This is a genomic window from Sanyastnella coralliicola, from assembly GCF_030845195.1.
Classification (GTDB): Bacteria; Bacteroidota; Bacteroidia; order Flavobacteriales_D; family Sanyastnellaceae; genus Sanyastnella; species Sanyastnella coralliicola.
The window spans coordinates 3074081-3092062 of record NZ_CP132543.1; the positions used below are offsets into that span (position 1 = coordinate 3074081).

General features: G+C 48.5%; 16 protein-coding genes. 15 read left to right on the forward strand and 1 reads right to left on the reverse strand.

The window, feature by feature from the left end; genetic code table 11:
- Nucleotides 1–29 precede the first annotated feature (29 nt).
- The 12 genes from RA156_RS12810 to RA156_RS12865 all read left to right on the forward strand — a co-directional run bounded on the left by RA156_RS12810 (nucleotide 30) and on the right by RA156_RS12865 (nucleotide 13735).
- Entirely contained in the window at nucleotides 30–1307 is a 1278-nt protein-coding gene (locus tag RA156_RS12810) for a hydroxymethylglutaryl-CoA reductase (protein ID WP_306640599.1), read from the forward strand.
- A complete protein-coding gene (locus RA156_RS12815) occupies nucleotides 1304–2224 on the forward strand; it encodes a UbiA family prenyltransferase (protein WP_306640601.1) in 921 nt (306 codons plus the stop codon). The genes RA156_RS12810 and RA156_RS12815 overlap by 4 nt, the downstream gene beginning before the upstream one ends.
- 6 nt (nucleotides 2225–2230) lie before the next feature.
- Nucleotides 2231–4717: a PEP/pyruvate-binding domain-containing protein gene (locus RA156_RS12820; RefSeq protein ID WP_306640602.1), complete on the forward strand. Its 2487-nt coding sequence runs from the start codon at nucleotides 2231–2233 to the stop codon at nucleotides 4715–4717.
- A 104-nt stretch (nucleotides 4718–4821) separates the two neighbouring features.
- The gene (locus RA156_RS12825; RefSeq protein ID WP_306640604.1) at nucleotides 4822–5475 is read left to right on the forward strand and encodes a phosphatidate cytidylyltransferase; all 654 of its coding nucleotides are present in this window, start codon (nucleotides 4822–4824) and stop codon (nucleotides 5473–5475) included.
- Entirely contained in the window at nucleotides 5472–6041 is a 570-nt protein-coding gene (locus RA156_RS12830; protein ID WP_306640606.1) for a CDP-alcohol phosphatidyltransferase family protein, read from the forward strand. The genes RA156_RS12825 and RA156_RS12830 overlap by 4 nt, the downstream gene beginning before the upstream one ends.
- Entirely contained in the window at nucleotides 6041–7135 is a 1095-nt protein-coding gene (locus tag RA156_RS12835) for a DUF3419 family protein (protein WP_306640608.1), read from the forward strand. Before RA156_RS12830 ends, RA156_RS12835 begins: the two co-directional genes overlap by 1 nt.
- Nucleotides 7125–7784 (forward strand): diacylglycerol/polyprenol kinase family protein, encoded by a 660-nt coding sequence (locus RA156_RS12840; protein WP_306640610.1) that lies wholly within the window; start codon nucleotides 7125–7127, stop codon nucleotides 7782–7784. Before RA156_RS12835 ends, RA156_RS12840 begins: the two co-directional genes overlap by 11 nt.
- A 5-nt stretch (nucleotides 7785–7789) precedes the next feature.
- On the forward strand, nucleotides 7790–8776 hold the full coding sequence (locus tag RA156_RS12845; RefSeq protein WP_306640612.1) for a GNAT family N-acetyltransferase: 987 nt from the start codon (nucleotides 7790–7792) through the stop codon (nucleotides 8774–8776).
- On the forward strand, nucleotides 8776–9357 hold the full coding sequence (locus RA156_RS12850; RefSeq protein WP_306640614.1) for an SRPBCC family protein: 582 nt from the start codon (nucleotides 8776–8778) through the stop codon (nucleotides 9355–9357). The genes RA156_RS12845 and RA156_RS12850 overlap by 1 nt, the downstream gene beginning before the upstream one ends.
- Nucleotides 9354–10889 (forward strand): AMP-binding protein, encoded by a 1536-nt coding sequence (locus tag RA156_RS12855; protein ID WP_306640615.1) that lies wholly within the window; start codon nucleotides 9354–9356, stop codon nucleotides 10887–10889. Before RA156_RS12850 ends, RA156_RS12855 begins: the two co-directional genes overlap by 4 nt.
- Nucleotides 10890–11341: 452 nt before the next feature.
- Nucleotides 11342–12232 carry an RDD family protein gene (locus RA156_RS12860; protein WP_306640616.1) on the forward strand — a complete coding sequence of 297 codons (891 nt, stop codon included), beginning with the start codon at nucleotides 11342–11344 and terminating at the stop codon, nucleotides 12230–12232.
- A 501-nt stretch (nucleotides 12233–12733) separates the two neighbouring features.
- On the forward strand, nucleotides 12734–13735 hold the full coding sequence (locus RA156_RS12865; RefSeq protein ID WP_306640618.1) for a S41 family peptidase: 1002 nt from the start codon (nucleotides 12734–12736) through the stop codon (nucleotides 13733–13735).
- Nucleotides 13736–14351: 616 nt separating this feature from the next.
- Here RA156_RS12865 and RA156_RS12870 read toward each other — a convergent pair.
- On the reverse strand, nucleotides 14352–14705 hold the full coding sequence (locus RA156_RS12870; protein WP_306640620.1) for a hypothetical protein: 354 nt from the start codon (nucleotides 14703–14705) through the stop codon (nucleotides 14352–14354).
- 181 nt (nucleotides 14706–14886) lie between these two features.
- Between RA156_RS12870 and RA156_RS12875 the strand changes: the two genes are divergently transcribed.
- The 3 genes from RA156_RS12875 to RA156_RS12885 all read left to right on the forward strand — a co-directional run bounded on the left by RA156_RS12875 (nucleotide 14887) and on the right by RA156_RS12885 (nucleotide 17973).
- On the forward strand, nucleotides 14887–15600 hold the full coding sequence (locus RA156_RS12875) for an SIMPL domain-containing protein (protein WP_306640621.1): 714 nt from the start codon (nucleotides 14887–14889) through the stop codon (nucleotides 15598–15600).
- A gap of 125 nt (nucleotides 15601–15725) precedes the next feature.
- Nucleotides 15726–17333 carry a glutamate synthase-related protein gene (locus tag RA156_RS12880; RefSeq protein WP_306640623.1) on the forward strand — a complete coding sequence of 536 codons (1608 nt, stop codon included), beginning with the start codon at nucleotides 15726–15728 and terminating at the stop codon, nucleotides 17331–17333.
- Between the two features lie 103 nt (nucleotides 17334–17436).
- Nucleotides 17437–17973, forward strand: a complete 537-nt coding sequence (locus RA156_RS12885; RefSeq protein ID WP_306640625.1) for a hypothetical protein — start codon at nucleotides 17437–17439, stop codon at nucleotides 17971–17973.
- Nucleotides 17974–17982: the final 9 nt, after the last annotated feature.

Genomic DNA, 17982 nt, shown 5'->3' on the forward strand with positions numbered 1-17982 from the left:
ATCTTCACCCCTACACCAAAACGAAACGAATGGCCTTCTCTTATACCAAAGCATTGACCGCTTTGCAGAAACTCTCTGAAGTTCATGACATTGAAACCTTATTGCAGAAACTGAATCCGACGGAGACGCCTGACGTGGTTCGTTCTGGATTTCCTTCTCGTGATCTATTGAACCTGCATGCGATGGATGCACGGGTGGAGTTTTTAGAAGAAAATACCGGCGCTAAGTTGGATCTCTTGGCTCGAAATAAGCCGATTGATGACCTGAATGTACTCGAAGGGAATATCGAAAACTACATCGGGATGAGTCGTGTTCCGACCGGGGTGATTGGTCCGATTAAAGTGATTGGCTCTGCGGCGGATGGCGATTTCTTTGTACCGTTAGCAACGAGTGAAGGAGCCTTGATTGCGAGCTATCACCGTGGAGCGAAAGCTACCTTCTTGGCTGGTGGAGTGCGCTCTGTTTGTTTGACGCAGGGAGTTCAACGCGCGCCTTTGTTCCGATTTAAGAACCTAGGTGAACTGGGTACCTTCTTGCTTTGGTTGCTCCCGTTGGAAGATAAATTCCGCGAAATCGTTTCACAGACAAGTCGTTACGCGCAACTGGATGACCTTAGTACGAATATCGAAGGAAACCAACTGACCCTTTTGTTCAACTACATCACGGGTGACGCTTCAGGACAAAACATGGTGACCATCTGTACGGATGCGATTTGCCAGTGGATCATTCAAAACTGTCCGGTTCAACCGGAATGTTGGTACGTGGAAGGAAACTTCTCGGGTGATAAAAAAGCTACAGCGCAGTCTTTCCTCAATGTGCGCGGAAAAAAGGTGACTGCTGAGACTGAATTACCGAAAGAGGTGATCGAAGGGGTCTTGAAAACCAGTGCCGACAAGATTGCTCAGTACTGTCAATCGTCGACCTTAGGAACGATTCAAAGTGGAAGTATTGGGGCGCAAGGACATTACGCCAACGGACTCGCAGCACTATTCATCGCCACAGGACAAGATGCCGCTTGTGTTTCAGAAGCCGCTGTGGGGATCACGCGTATGGAAGCACGAAAGGATGGCAGTTTGTACGCTGCAGTGACCCTGCCAAACCTCATCGTGGGAACCGTTGGTGGAGGAACCGCCCTCCCAACGCAACGAGAGTGTCTTGAACTGATGGATTGTTACGGACCGGACAAGGCACGAAAGTTCGCGGAAATTGCGGCTGCGATGGTCTTGGCTGGAGAGTTATCGATTGCCTCAGCATTGAGTGCCGGACATTTCACCAGTGCACACGAACGTCTTGGACGGAAGAAATGAGCAATGAAAAACCACTGATCGGTCGATTCCTCACCTATCAAAAGGAACGGTTTCCCTTCCTGACGCATGGGATCCTGATTGGTGCGTTTACTTTTAGTGCCATTGCCTATGCCCGACTGAGCGCCGGTTTCGATGACTTTATTGAATGGAAACGTTTCGCTGTTTGCCTCTTCAATACGATCGGTATTTTCTTCCTCCTGAGAGTCTTCGACGAACATAAAGACCTCGAAGATGACCAGCGCTATCGTCCTGATTTACCTGTATCGCGCGGTCTGATCTCACTACCTGAACTACGCATCTTTGGAATCTCCTTTTTCGTGTTGATGGTGGCGATAGACCTGTGGCTCTATCCGAAAATCTTGCTGCCCCTCGGCTTAGTAATGGTGTGGATGATGCTTATGGGCAAAGAGTTCTTTGTGGCGGAATGGCTGAAAGCACGGCAATTCTGGTACGTGGTTTCGCATATGCTCATCATCCCTTTTGTAGACGTGTTCGCGAGTAGTTTTGATTGGTATATCGATGGACGTCAAGCACCCATCGGACTCGCCATTTTCTTCGCAGTGTCGTTCATGAACGGCATTGTGCTGGAAGTAGGACGAAAATTACGCGCACCCGACGAAGAACGCGAAGGCGTGCTCACCTACTCTTCTATGCTCGGAGCGCGAAAAGCCATTCACTTGTGGATTGCTTGTCTCTTTGCTACCGCGGCGCTGGCGGCATTTGCATGCATCTATGGTGGTTTTCATCCGGCCTGCTTGATTGTGTTGAGTGTAAACCTGCTGCTTTGTTTGGTTGTTGGACTTCGCTATCGCGGAAACCAAAGCTCCAAGAATGCGAAGACCATGGAAGTGATCTCTGGAATCTGGAGCATCATGATGTACCTCACGATTGGTGGACTACCTTTTCTCTTAACTTGATGAGGAATGGGTAGTCAGGCTCAAAAGACAGATATCGGCGGAAAGGCTTGGCATCTTCAACAGATGAAGGATGCCGGACTTCCTGTACCCGATTTTATGGTCATCGCGGCAGATGACTTTTTGAATCCGGAAACGCTTGACGCGAAGATTCAAGAAGTTCAAACCCACTTTCAAGGAACGTCGTGGTTAGCCGTGCGCTCTTCGGCTGCTGATGAAGACGGCAGTGACCACTCGTTTGCGGGTCTCTTTGAGACCTTGCTCTTTGTCGCACCCAATGACTTAAAAGAGGCCATTCAAAAGGTTCACCGTTCCGCGAACAGCGAAAGAATTAATACCTACCTAAAAGAAAAAGGCATTACTCAGGGAATGCGCATGGCCGTGATCATCCAAGAAATGATCGACGCGCGAAGTGCCGGGGTGGCCTTTGGCATTGACCCGGTTTCGGGTGAAGAACACACGGTGATTAATGCAGTCTATGGGGTTGGTGAAGGACTGGTAAGCGGCGCATTGAATGCTGATTCTTTTGTGGTGACCAATGGTGATGTCAAGGCACAGCTCACGCAGAAAACCCATGCGTTTAAACTGGATCACGAGAACGGAGGCGTAATCGAACAAGCTATAGATGCATCACTACAGGAAGTAGCTTCGATCTCGGATCAAGAAGCACGAGACATTGCGAACCAAGCGGCCAAGTTAGAAGCGCTCTTCGGTTCGCCCCAAGACGTAGAATGGGCAATCGCAGGAACTCAACTGTACATTCTGCAGTCGAGACCCATCACCAGTGTGCGCAAAAGAGACCGCACCGAAATGATTGTGTGGGACAACAGCAACATCATCGAATCCTATCCCGGGTTGAGTAGTCCGCTCACCTTTTCTTTCATCAAGAAGATGTACTCTGCGGTGTATCGCGAAATGAGCTTGATCATGGGGGTCACTGCCAAGGAAATCGACGCGAACGCCTTTGTATTCGACAACATGCTGGGGCTCCTGAAAGGACGTGTGTACTACAACCTCCTCTCGTGGTACAAAGCCCTGGCCTTACTGCCGGGCTATGACCTCAACGCTGAGTTCATGGAGCGCATGATGGGCGTTAAAGAACGCTTTGAACTGCAGGGTCATGTGCAGACATCAAAGTGGAAGGCCTACCTGCGGGTGGCTCGTTTAGTGGTCATCATGATTCGTAACTACCGCCGACTTCCGCGCGAGCGAAAAGCATTTCAGTCACATTTTCAACAGGTACTATCAAGCTACCATGTCCTCGCGTTGGATGAGCTTTCGGATACCGCATTGATGCATCACTATTTGGCATTTGAAGAACGCTTGACTAAAAACTGGCAAGCGCCGTTGGTGAATGATTTCTTCGCCATGATCTTCTTTGGTGTGACGCAGAAGTTGACGGAGAAGTACAAGCTCCCTGAAGGCATTCACAATGATCTGCTGAGTGGGTCGAATGATATTATCAGCACAGAGCATGTCAAGCGAAGCATGGAGATCATTCAAGCGATGGATGAGTTCCCTGAACTACCCAAGCATTTCGCGTCGTTGCCAGCGGAAGAGGGAATGGAACACCTCGAAAAGTACCCGAAGATCAAAGCGCTTGTCAACGATTTTCTACGTGATTTTGGTGACCGTACCGTCGGCGAACTGAAGTTGGAGACGATCACCTTGAAGCAAGCGCCAGAAAAATACATCCGCATCCTTCAGAATTACTTGCGCTCTCAGGTTGACCCCACTGATCAGCTCGTGCATGGTGAACGATTGCGGAAAGAAGCCGAGAAGAAACTCGCGCTGGCCTTGAAAGGAAAGTGGTGGAAGCGTAACGTATACCGATACTTCCTCAAGCGCGCACGCACTTTGGTGAGTGAACGAGAAAACCTCCGCTTCGAACGCACCCGTGGATTTGGGAAGGTTCGAGAGTTGTTCCTAGCCATTGGAAAACGGTGGGAAGAGCAAGGACATCTCCATGAGCAACGTGACATTTTTTACCTGAAAATGGAAGAAGTGTTTGATTTCATCAATGGTACCGGACATTCACCGGAACTGAAGGTGCTCATAGATCAACGCAAGAGAGATTACGAAGTTTATGACTCTCTGTATTTACCAGAACGCATTGTCACCTATGGGGCCGTGCACGAGAATCAATTGAGTCAAGCGCCACCCGTCATTGCGGAAGAAGGAGACCTTCAGGGCATCGGGTGTTGTCCGGGAGTGGTGAAAGCGCGAGTGCAAGTGATTCATGATCCGTCAGAAGTAGACAGTTTAAATGGAGACATCTTAGTCACCAGCAGCACCGACCCAGGATGGATTACCTTGTTCCCAGGAGCCTCTGCTATCATTGTCGAACGTGGGTCACTGTTATCTCACTCGGCGATTGTCAGTCGGGAAATGGGCAAGCCCTGTATTGTCGCCGTCACCGGTTTATTAAACACCCTGAAGACTGGAGACATGGTTGAAATGGACGGCTCTACGGGAGTGATAAAACGGATTCAATGATGCCAGATCAATATTATGCTGAGCTATTCTATGCACCCCAATTCAAATGGATGTGTCTTACGCTCTTGATATTTTTTGTCATTGGCGCGATGGGCCTTTGGCATGTGAACAAACGCAAGAGCGACGAAGACAAGAGAGAAGCTTGGAAAAAGTACTTCTTATATCTTTTGATTGTCTGGCCCTTGTTGTTCCTGTTTAGGCACTGGGAATCAATGCAAATGATCATGCTAGGGTTCAAAATCGCTCTGGCGATTGGGGCCGTGATTGAGGTAATAATGGTAACCAAAGACAAGCCTCAGTTAAGAGCCGTATCTCTCATTTTCTTACTCCTCGTTCTTACTTTATTCGTTGGTAGTAGTTCACTCGATTTCAGCTTTGCTGTTATCTTCTTCGGGGTGGTCATCTTTGATGGCTTCTCTCAGCTGACCGGTCAACTGATTGGCGGACCAAAAATTCTACCCAAAATCAGTCCGAAAAAAACCATTGGAGGCACCATCGGGGGTACCGTCATTACCTGTACTACCTTATACTTCATCATCGGAGACATTCTTCCGTTGACATGGATGTTATACCTCTGTGTCTCTGCTTTCTTTGGCGATTTCTTCACCTCACTTCTAAAGCGCAAGGCCGAAGTCAAAGACTTCAACAACTTGATTCCCGGACATGGTGGCCTTCTCGATAGATTTGACAGCTTCATCTTCAGCGTTGCGGCATCGAATTTGCTCCTAATAATTCACTCGATACTGAGCACACCATGAAATGGACCATTCCCAACATACTGTCTTTGTACCGCTTGTTGATGTTTCCTGTGTTGCTCTGGATCATCTATTTGGGAAAAGAAGACCTCTTCGCCATCCTCTTTGTGGTGAGCTTGATCACCGATATTCTCGATGGTTTTATCGCCCGTCGATTTAACATGGGCAGTGAAATCGGCATCATGCTTGACTCTTGGGCAGATTTCGGCGTGATGATTCTTGCGGTCGTTGGCATGGTGGTGTTTCACCCCGTCATACATGAAACCCACGCGATTTGGCTCTGGCTGTTTGTCGGGCTTTACTTGACCCAGCTAGTCATTGCCAAAGTCAAGTTGGGTCTATGGGTAGCGGGGTGGCATGCCTACAGCACAAAAGTCGCCGGATACACCCAAGGAATCTTTTTCGCCGTACTCTTTGGAATCGGCTTTTTCCCGTGGCTCTTCAAGTTGGCCGTGATTCTGGGTATCATTACCCAACTCGAACTCATTGCTTTGTGCTTCATCGTACCCGAACCAACGCACAATGTGAAAGGCGTTTACTGGTACTTAAAGCGTAATAAAGAACAGTAATGGCATCCATCACCAAACGTGCTGACTTTAATTTCCTGCGTTACGCGAACGTTTGGGAAGATGCGGATGTCTTAATGCACGCCTTAGGAGGAGCTCCAGACAGAAAATTCTTGAGCATTGCGAGCGCGGGTGATAATTCCCTGAGCTTGTTGACCCTCGACCCCTCCCTAGTGGTAGCGGTAGATGTGAGTCCGATCCAACTTGCACTGACCGAATTGAAGGCCGTGGCAATCAAAACGCTTTCGCGAGAAGAGTGCATGGCATTCCTTGGATTCCGCGCTAGCGAGAAAAGAGAACAGACCTATCAACAATTAAGAGGCGCACTATCTCCACCGGCACAAGAGCTGTTTGACGCGCACATCCCCTCGATTGAAAGCGGGATTGTACACCGAGGTAAATTCGAAGAGTATTTCCGCATCTTCTCTTCCGTTGTCCTGCCCATGATTCATCGAAAGAAAACGGTGCGGCAATTACTCGAAGAAAAGTCGGCAGAGGACCAAGAACGCTTTTACAACGAGCGTTGGCATAATCGGCGATGGGAATGGCTTTTCCGCATCTTCTTTTCGAAATGGGTCATGGGAAGATTAGGTCGAGACCCTGAATTCATGAAGGAAGTAGACATTTCTGTCAATCGCTTTATCTTGGATCAAGCAAAGCAGCACTTGAGCACTCCGGCGTGCCAGCACAATGGAATGCTTCGTTACCAACTGACAGGAAACTTTGGTCATGAGCTCCCTCATTATCTGCAGGAAGCGAATTACGCCAACATTCAAGCGCGCATTGATCGTTTGAAATTCTATCAAGGGTATGCCGAAGATGCCATTTCAGAATTTGGCACCTTTCACGGAATGAACTTGAGCAACATTTTCGAATACATGCCCTTGCCTGTCTTCGAAAGCAGCGCTAAAGCCCTCTCTGACGGACTCAGCGAAGGCGGCAAACTGTGTTATTGGAACCTCATGGTAACGCGTCATGTGCATCGAATTGTTGACTCCATTAACTTCGATGAAGTCACAACCAATGCGCAGCGAAAAGTTGACAAGGGCTTCTTTTACAAAGGGGTTGTGATAGAACAAAAAAAGAATGAGCACTGATCTGATCCATTGTCTTCTCCTATCGGGTGCATTCCTGACCCTCTTTCTCGTGGGGGAGATCATGTATCACCGCTTTCAAGTGAGAGTCGAACTCACCCGCAAGTGGTCGCACTTCGGCACTGGAATTCTTTCCTTGCTCTTCCCCATCCTCTTAAGCAGTCATTGGTATGTGCTTTTCTTGTGCAGCAGTTTTGCCCTGTTGCTCTTGACCAGCTTACGTTTCAATTTCCTGAAATCGATCAACGCCATCGAACGGAAATCGCATGGCAGCCTGCTTTATCCATTGGCGGTTTACCTCTGCTTCTTCGCCTTTGAATACAAGGAAGTACAGTACGCCTATTTCTATATTCCTATTCTGACCTTGGCCATTTCTGATCCACTCGCTGCCCTTGTGGGTAAACGTTTTGGGAAAACCAAGTATCACCTTTGGGGACATGAAAAAAGCTACCTCGGTTCCCTTGCGTTCTTCTTGTCTGCATGTTGTATTGCTGCCATCGGAATCGCGCAGATGAATCTTGCATTGACATCCATGATCATGATCACTTTGCTCTTTGCGCTGGTTACCACTATCGTGGAAGCCATGAGCGGCAATGGTTGGGACAATCTGACCATTCCCCTGAGCGGATTACTCATCTTGCTTATCCTGTAGCGTGTATGAAGTTGGAGTGGATCTATGACATAGCAACGATTGAAACGGTTCGACAACAACTGGTTGATGATCCTCACGGAACGCGATTAAGTGCTGGGTATGAAGCTGATCTTCTTCATGGCGCCTTGGTGGCATTTAACGCTAGCGCGGAAGCCGTGGGCATGGTTTGTTTGTACAAGGGTGGACAAATGAAATACCACAACAAACGGGTTTGGTCTTTAGGGAACTACGAGTGGCTTCCTGATGAGTCGCCTTCTCAGCTTTTTGATCTCGCTAGCGCGGAAGCGAAAAAACACGGTGCCGAAGCCTTGGTGGGCCCACTCAATGGCAGTACGTGGAAGTCGTATCGTTTTAGGGATCAATCGCAGGAGGAAGTCCCACTATTTGCCGGCGAGAAGATTCATGAACCCCAGTACAACGAGCAATGGAGAAGCTACTTCCAGCAACATTTCCGCTATTACTCTGCCCTAGATACCGCGTTCAATACCTCCGCCATCCTAAGCGATCAAGAGATTGCAACGATCCAGGAACGCTATGAGCTTCGAAACATCAACTTGAACGAATGGGAGGCTCAATTGGATGCGCTGTATGACTTCAACCAGCGATCCTTCCGAACGAATTTCCTCTTTACTGAGATCAGCCGAAAGAGCTTCCACGATCAATACAATCAGGTCAAGCCCATCATTGACCCGCGATTCACCTTGCTCGCGTATGACAACGACCAATTGGTGGGGTTCATCTTTGCTTATCCTGACTTCTCAATGACCGAATCAAAACGTGCCATTCTAAAAACCGTAGCACGAGACCCCGATCCCAAGCATGCTCGACTGGGAACATGGCTCGTCTACTCCCTAAATCAGGTACTGAAAGCCCAAGGATTTCAAGAGGTCATTCATGCCTTCATCTACGCGGAGGGCACGAGTACGAAACACACGCAAAAGATGGGAATCTCAACCTACGCTACCTACTCGCTTTACCTGAATGAACTCTGATGAAGTTATTGAAGTCCATATTGAAATGGCTGTTCATAGCGGGTATAACACTCCTCATTTTGGCAGTGGTCTTGAGTCCATACCAGCACTACCCCGGTGAGACGCAACGAGCCATTATCTGCTCGATAGAAATTGACGCTCCGGTAGAAACCGTCTTCGCTTACCTAGGAGATAGCGACCACGCCAAAGAGTGGTCAGTCTTCGTCGATCACATCACTCCTTTGAACTCCTCAAGCTACCCCGATGGCGCCGTCGGCTCTATACGCAGGGCCTTTTGCAACCCCGATGAGAGTGGTATGCGCTGGGACGAGCTGACGACCAAGGTGGTACCCCATGAACTTCGTCGGCTTGACGTTTATGGCTTTGTAGATTTCCCGATGACTGCCGAGGGGCTATTTACCGAACAACGGTATACTTCCCTACCCGATGGAAAAACACAGCTCGCATTTACCTTGGAATTTAAGGAGAGTCCGAGTCTTTGGGTTCAATTAAAAACCTCCTTGGGTGCGCATCGAATCGCCTCCATTTTCGACGATAACCTCGAGAATATCAAACGACTGATTGAAGCTGAAAACCCATGAAAGACACCTTGAATATCGTTTCGTTGTTTTTCGCTGAGGCCAAGGCTCACCCCGACCGACTCGCCATTGCTGACGTCCGTGAAACCATCACTTACCACGAACTCGCTTCGCGCATTCGCGCTCGGGCAGCCCAATTCAAAGCAAAGGGCATTCAAAGCGGTGATCGCGTGTTGGTGTTTGTCCCGATGAGCATCGGCCTCTACATCGACAGTCTGGCAATCTTCACCATGGGCGCCACCGCGGTATTTCTCGACGAGTGGGTCAACTTGAAGCGACTCGACCTTTGTTGTCGGATTGCCCAATGCCGAGCATTCATCGCTCCAACGAAGTTTCGCCTACCTGGAATCATCCTTTCCTCAACGATCCGCCAGATTCCGATCAAGATGGGCACCCGTCGCGCCACTGAAAGCAACACCACTCTGGAGCCAGTTTCCATCGATGAAACAAACGAAACCGCTCTCATTACCTTCACCACTGGAAGCACGGGCACCCCAAAAGCAGCAAAACGCACCCATGCCTTCCTTCACGAACAGTTCAAAGCACTCCTAGAAAAGATCGACCCTCAAGACGACGAGATCGACATGCCTGCCTTGCCGATCGTTTTAATGATCAACCTTGCCTGCGGAATTCCATCTATCATCCCCGACTGGAAACCCTCCAAACCAACCAAGATGGATCCGTCGAGAATCTGGGATCAGATTGAGCGATTCCAGGTGAATCGTTTAACCTCCTCACCCTATTTCTTGGAGCGACTTTCCGCACACATCCTCGAAGAAAAACGAGACACTTCAAACTTTCGAAAACTATTCACTGGCGGGGCTCCTGTATTCCCAACCCAGGCATCCCTCTTCAATGCTGCCTTCCCCAAAGCCGCAGTCAACATCATTTTCGGATCCACAGAAGCAGAGCCCATTTCGGCCATCAACGCCAAAGAACTGATCACTCACAGCACAACCAAAGAAGGATTAAACGTGGGTCTTCCCCACCGAACCACCCAAGTGCGCATTATCCAATGGCGTGACGAAACCATCTCCGCTGAATCCGAAGCTGACCTAGACCGCCTCACGCTACCACCAGGCGAAGTAGGCGAAATCACCGTAGCTGGAGATCACATCTTACGCGAATACTACAACAACCAAGAAGCCCTCCTCCGCAATAAAATCTTCATAGCAAACCAATGCTGGCACCGCACAGGCGACGGTGGATACATCGCCCCCGACGGCACCCTCAGACTCATGGGCCGCTGCTCTCAATTCATCAACACCCCAGAAGGAACCATTTACCCTTTCCTCATCGAACACGAACTCTCCAATCTCAACGGCGTCGTCATCGGCACCCTTCTCGAAATCAACCACCAACTCACCTTCGCCATCGAAGCCACCCCAGAAGCCGATCAACAATCCATTCGTGAGTCACTCCAGTCGATGGTCGCAAACGCCAAGGTCATTTTCACCACCATCCCCAGAGACAAGCGACATCACTCGAAGATTGATTATGGGAGATTGAAGCAAGCGCGAGCGCTTGATTCGTAGGCGGTAGACCGTGGACCGTGGACCGTGGACCGTGGACCGTGGACCGTGGACCGGGAGAATAATAAATAATGAATCGTGATTAATGAATGGTGAATCTCCTCAGAGCCATAATTTACTATTCAGATTCATTAATTATTAATCATTATTCAAAAGACAGCATACCGCCTACAGCCTGTAGCCTACAGCCTACAGCCTACAGCCTAAGTTTGGATGGATTTCATCCATCTCTACGGATCGTTCTTCTTCATCAAAAATAAAGGCGCATAAATCCCGAAGAACGGGACAGGTGCGCCGCTAAAGGACCGGAAGAATAATAAATAATGATTCGTAAATAATGAATAGTGAATATGCTCAGAGCCGTAATTCATTATTCTTTATTCATTAATTATTAATCATTATTCAAAAGACAGCATACCGCCTAACGCCTAACGCCTAACGCCTATCTTAGCCCCATGGAAGACAACAAACCAAGTCTGATCTCGCGAATAGGAGCCATGTTGCTTGACTACATGATTCTGAACTTCGCGCTTCCTGTTTTAGGGATGATTTTGATGATTCCTTTCATGTTGGATAAAATTCCGAATGGACCGCCTTCACATGACCCGGAGCCGTTTGAATACACCTATATGACATGCGTCTTTGGAATCATATTCGGAATCCTGTTTGCCAAGGACGTCTTTAAAGGACGAAGCATTGCGAAGCTTGCTTTTAAGCAACAATTGGTGGTGCATCGAACAGAAAATACTGCGGGTCCGTTGAGGTCTGTGATTCGGAACTTCACCTTCTTCATTTGGCCCATCGAGTTCATCGCGACTTTGATCAGTCCAGGAAGAAGAATTGGCGATTTGATTGCAGGAACTCGGGTGATCAAATACGACGGACGAGCTGACTCAGTGAAATGGACTCAAATAATCGTGGCCTACGTTGTCGGCGTGCTATTCTGTGTCGTGACCCTATTCGGGTTGATGTTTTTAGTAGAAGACATCATCGCCCCGAAGGCCCCGAAATATCTCGAAAGCTCTTACAACGAAGCGCTCAGCCATGAAATTGAAGACCTCATCACTGCCGACCAGAAGTTAGAGGTAGTTCCTGATGTCCGTTACTATGATCAATTAAAGAATGACTCCACCGTGAGTTATGTATCGATTCTTTTAGATTATGAATCAGGCATCTCCCGTCAATACGAGGTCGAAGAGCGCATTCAGTTCATCATCACCAACAAAGTAAACGACCGTCCACTAATTGGTCGATTCATCCATTTCCATTACCGAACAGGCAATAGTGAAACCAGACGCCATTCGTTTGATTGGACGGAAGAAGAAAAAATAATGAACAGTAAATAATGAATAGTGAATGTGTTCAGAGCCATAGTTCACCATTCAGATTCATTAATTATTATTCATTATTCAAAAGACAGCATACCGCTTACAGCCTACGGCCTTCGTTTGGATGGATTTCATCTATCTCTACAGATCGTGCTTTTCAATTCCTGTGCAAAGGCGCATAAATCCCGAAGAACGGGACAGGTGCGCCGCTAAAGGACCGGAAGAATAATAAATAATGATTCGTAAATAATGAATAGTGAATATGATCAGAGCCGTAATTCATTATTCTTTATTCATTAATTATTAATCATTATTCAAAAGACAGCATACCGCTTACAGCTTACAGTCTACGTTCGGATCACCCCCACTAACGCCTAAAGCCCAAAGCCTAACGCCTCCCCCACATTTCGCCATTTCGCCATTTTGCCATTTCGCCCTAGTTCGAACGCCCGAGCAACATACGCCCTAAGCCATACGCCATAAGCCTGAAAAAACCCTATTTTCCCAAAAATACGACGAATGCGCCTCCTCCTCTGTCTCCTCCTCTTCCCAACCCTCTCCCTCGCTCAACCCATCGTCAAAGACAAAGCTTTGATGCAAGAGATCATTAGCTATGCGAAAGAGAATTCAGTGAATACCAAACAGGTAGACTGGGATGAGTTGATTCCACGGGCGGAGGCCTTGCATGCGGATAGTGGGTTCATCGTGGCCTCGCAGTTGATTTTGCGGGAATTGGGTGATTATCACGGACGTATATGGTACAATCAAATGCCGTACAACGGATTGACGAAGAACATCTCTTCGTCGAGTATGGCGGTGGATGAGCAGTCGATGGAACTGTACCGTTGGTCGACGGCGAAGGTGACGAGTCAGTTGATTGGAGAAGATATTGGTTACATCCAGGTTCCGGGAATTGGGATGAGTCCGAACGATGGGGAGCGGGCGCATGAGATCAATGATATGGTCATGGAACTGGAGCAGAACAACGACATTGACGGTTGGATCCTAGACCTCCGTATGAATGGTGGCGGAACGATGTTCCCAATGCTGTGCGGACTGCAAAGTTTTTTGGGCGATGAAGCCTTCGGAAGTTTCATTGACCTCGAGAACGACTTCAAACAAGAATGGAAAATCGTCGATAACGAGTTATACATCGATACCTTCATGATGAGTGGGTATGGCATTGAACGTGTCCAAAACCTCAGCGAAAAGCCGGTGGTTGTGCTCATCAGCAGCCTCACCGCCAGCTCCGGAGAAGTCGTGGCTATTGCTTTTAAGGATCGTCCGAACACCACCTTTATTGGCGAACCAACCTCAGGCTATACCACTACGGTCTCTTGGCGAGATATGGGAAATGACATCTACTTCCAGCTCACTGAAAGCTGGTACGCAGACCGCAACGAACACATTTACAAGGGAGACCCCGTCCTCCCAGACATCCCCATGGAAGGCGGCTGCGCGTTGCGGGATTTGGAGAATGATACGTGGGTTTTGCGCGCACTGGAAATCTTGGCGCCGTAAGCTGTATGCGGTAGGCAGTAAGCTGTTTATGTTGTGCGATTGGATTTCCCACGGGGCAATCCCTACGCATGGTTCGTAGTACGTGGTTCGTGGTTCGTGGTTCGTTGAATGTGGAACGTGGAATGAATAGGTTGCTGTGCCTAATCAGTCTACCCCCAACCAATACCCGCGAGAGGGACGGATAAAATCCGTCCAACCCCAGAAACCAACGTAACTGTTAAGACTGCGCAAGACGCAGCCGAAAACAGACGCCAGATATCGACACACCGTATACCCAGATGGATTTCATCCATCTCTACATATCACTCTATTTACATCAAAAACAAAGGCGCATAAATGCGCCGCTAATGGACCGAGAGAAGAATAAATAATGATTCGTAAATAATGAATAGTGAATCTCTTCAGAGCTCGAGTTCATTATTCTTTATTCATTAATTATTAATCATTATTCAAAAGACAGCATACCGCATACAGCCTACATTCGGATCACCCCTACCCCCACTAACGCCTATAGCCTAAAGCCTAACGCCTCCCCAACATTTTGCCATTTCGCCATTTCGCCATTTCGCCCAAAAAAAAAAAAAAAAACGGACGCCGGACGCCGGACGCCGGAGCCCTACGGGACCCCAATAAAGATCCGTTGTTCCACCTCGACTAAGTCTCTCTTCCCTACCCCATTAAACGCCTCTACCTTCAACACCCGAACTCCTGGGTAATTAAAGGTTAGACGTAGGGTATCGACATTCGTGAATGCGATGGGGAAACCGGGGTCTTCATCTTTTTCATCGTAGATGTAGAGCCCAACGAAATCAGCGCTGTGGGAACAGTTAATGATAGGCACGAGTTCACCGACCTGAAAATGGTCTTTCTCGAGCTGAAGACAAGCGACCGGCTGGATCACCAGTTGCGCTTCTTTGGTACAGGAGAGTAGCAGCGACAACAGACAGGTGAGCAGGAGCAAGCGTGTCATAGCGAGGTTTTGGTTCTGTCTAACAACGATTTAAGTTAAGGAAAATTTTGGAGGAGGAACGCAGATCGCGGAACGCGGATAGCAGTTCACCGCAATCTGCGTTCCACGTTCCGCAATCCTACAAACCACGCACTACGAACCACGAACAAACCGTTAGGCTTCAGTACAAAAACACCAAACCATGAAAACTCTTTCTCTCTTCACCGCACTCCTCACCGTGCTTACCATCACCACTTTTGCTCAAGACGCTACACAACCCGACATCTACAAACAAGCCCACGTCGAAGTCACCGGAACTGCGGAGCGATATGTCGTGCCGGATGAAATCGTGATTGAGGTTATCATCAAAGAACGAAAAGACGGTAAAGATGAATACAGCATCGAATACCAAGAAGGTGAGTTACGCAAAGCCATTGCCGAACGTTTACCCAACATCGACTTCTTAGAAATCAACGATCAACAAGCCCGATCAGAACGCATCCGCGTCACCAAGAAAGGCGTGCGTCAAGACGCCATTTACACCATTGAAGTGAAGAATGCAGAAGAGACAAGCATTCTATTTTCCATTGTTGAAGATCTTAATCTCTACAGTGCCGAAATCAAAAGTTACGACTACTCCAAGCGTGAAGAGGTCATCGATGAACTTCACCTAGAAGCAGCGGTTGATGCCAAAGACAGGGCAAAGGCCTATTGCGAGGTACTTGATGTTCAACTAGGAAAAGCGATCATAATTAAAGAGGCCTCAGAATCACCTTCTATTAGTACGGAAATTCCATTCCTGCGCATGCGACAAATGAACGGTTATGCCGATTACCCATCAACAAACAAGGTCAAAACCTCAATCAAGAAGATTCACTTAACAGCAAGGGTAGAAGCGAGATTTTTGATTGACTAATCAGACGAGGGTCCAGGGTCGAGAGTCGAGGGCCTAAAACCAAAGACTAACAACCAAAAACCAACAACCCAAATTCACCATTCATTATTCACTAATCACTATTCACTATTCCCTACCTTAACCCCATGAACACCCACACCCTCTGCCATCTCTCCGATCTCAACGATCGTGAACCGAAACACTTTGAAGTAAACTTGCTTGACTTGGTGGTTGTCAAATTTGACGACGAAGTCTCTGTCTTGTACGGACGATGCCATCACCGGGGGGCTTTGTTAGGTGACGGACATATCGACGGACATAACCTCATCTGTGGTGTGCATGGATGGGATTACCGTTACGATACCGGAATCAGTGAGTACAATAATGATGAGGCCCTGCACAAGTTTCAGCATAAAATCAAAGATGGGGCGGTGTTGATCGACCTTGATGAGATTGATGCTTACCTCGAAGAATTCCCGCAGCCGTTTAATAAGGATCAGTACCTCGGTGCTTATGCCGATACGCATCCGGAGGATACGGAGCCGTATACGGGGTACATCCAGGAATTGGCGCGTAACGGACTGAAGAACTACGGTCACCACGGACCTTCAGAAGCGATGGGTGTGGATCGGAATTCCCTACCGAAATGGGAAGATATTCAGTTCCTTCCGGCACAGCTGGCGAAACGTCCGTTGCTTGATGAAGAGGCGGTGGATACTTCGGTGGTGATCGGACCAAGAGCGCAAAAACCGCTAAAGCTTGACATTCCCCTCTTCGTTTCTGACATGAGTTTTGGAGCCTTGTCGAAAGAGGCCAAAATCGCCTTGTCAAAAGGAGCTGAAATGGCGGGGACTGGAATCTGTAGTGGTGAAGGGGGCATGCTTCCAGAGGAACAAGCGAACAACTCGCGCTACCTCTATGAGCTAGCCAGCGGTAAGTTTGGGTTTACCTGGGAGAAGGTTCAGAAGTCACAAGCCTTTCATTTCAAGGGCGGACAAGGAGCGAAAACCGGCACCGGCGGACACCTACCAGGAGAGAAAGTAAATGAGACCATTGCAGAAGTCCGCGGATTGAATGTGGGGGAGACGGCGATTAGTCCTGCGGCGTTCCCTGACCTCAAAACGGCGGCTGATTTTCGCGCTATCGCGGAAGAGGTGAGAGAAAAAACAGGCGGCATCCCCGTTGGATTTAAGATTGCTGCGAGTCGGATTGAGGCAGACATTGATTTTGCCCTGGAGGCCAGTGTAGACTACATCATTCTCGACGGACGAGGAGGTGGAACAGGATCTGCGCCTACGGTACTTCGAAACAACATCAATGTGCCAACCATCCCAGCACTTGCGCGTGCTCGTCAGCACCTCGACAACTTAGGGGTACATGACGTCTCTCTTGTGATCACAGGAGGACTGCGTGTCGCTGAAGACTTCGCCAAGGCCATGATGCTCGGCGCCGACGCCGTAGCGGTTTCCAACAGCGCCCTTCAAGCCATCGGATGCCTGGGAATGCGCGCCTGCAACACCAACAACTGCCCCGTAGGAATCGCCACCCAGAAAGAGAACTTGCGCCAGCGATTGATCATTCAATCCTCCGCCAAACAACTCGACAACTACTTCCGCGCCACCACCGACCTCATGAAAGTCATCGCCCGCTCTTGCGGACATTCATCTTTCACCCAATTCGAAAAAGCTGACCTCAGCACCTTTGATTACGAAATGCATCGGTTGACTGGGATTCGGTACGCAGGTATCGCCTGAAAGAAGAATAAATAATGATTCGTAAATAATAAATTATCCATCGAACAGCAGAGGCCACAGCATACAGCATACAGCCTACTGCATACAGCTTACCGCCTACGTTATGACCACATACACTCCTACAGCCACCTTCGCCTACCCCCAAGGCGCCCACTTCCGTGGGGCGTTGTCAACTGTAGGTGGAATGGTTGCGGCTTTTCTGTATTTCATGACCTTCTTCATTCGCTATGAAGATGCGTTGTTGTGGCACAATGTGGTGGGCTACATTATCGGGGTGCCCTTGTTTGTAGTGTCGTTCAGTATGTTTTTGGCTGTGGAAGGGATTGAGGTTGACCAGAAAGCACGAATGATCCGTAAGTACTCAAAGTTTCTTTGGTTCAAGTACGGTGAGTGGGTTCCTGTCTCCAACTTCGACAAGGTCATATTGAAACACTACAAGTCAGGACATGCGGGGCACTCTTACCATATGTACGCCGTCATCTTAAAAGGAGAACGAAGGAGCTTTATTCTTGATGAGTACAAGACCCATACCCATGCCCGCAGTCGTATGAACTATTTCGCTGAGGAAATTGGCCTCCCCTGGCATGATGAATTGGTTGAACGTATTCAGAAAGCGAGATCGAAGCCGAGGAGGAGGTAGACGAGAAGT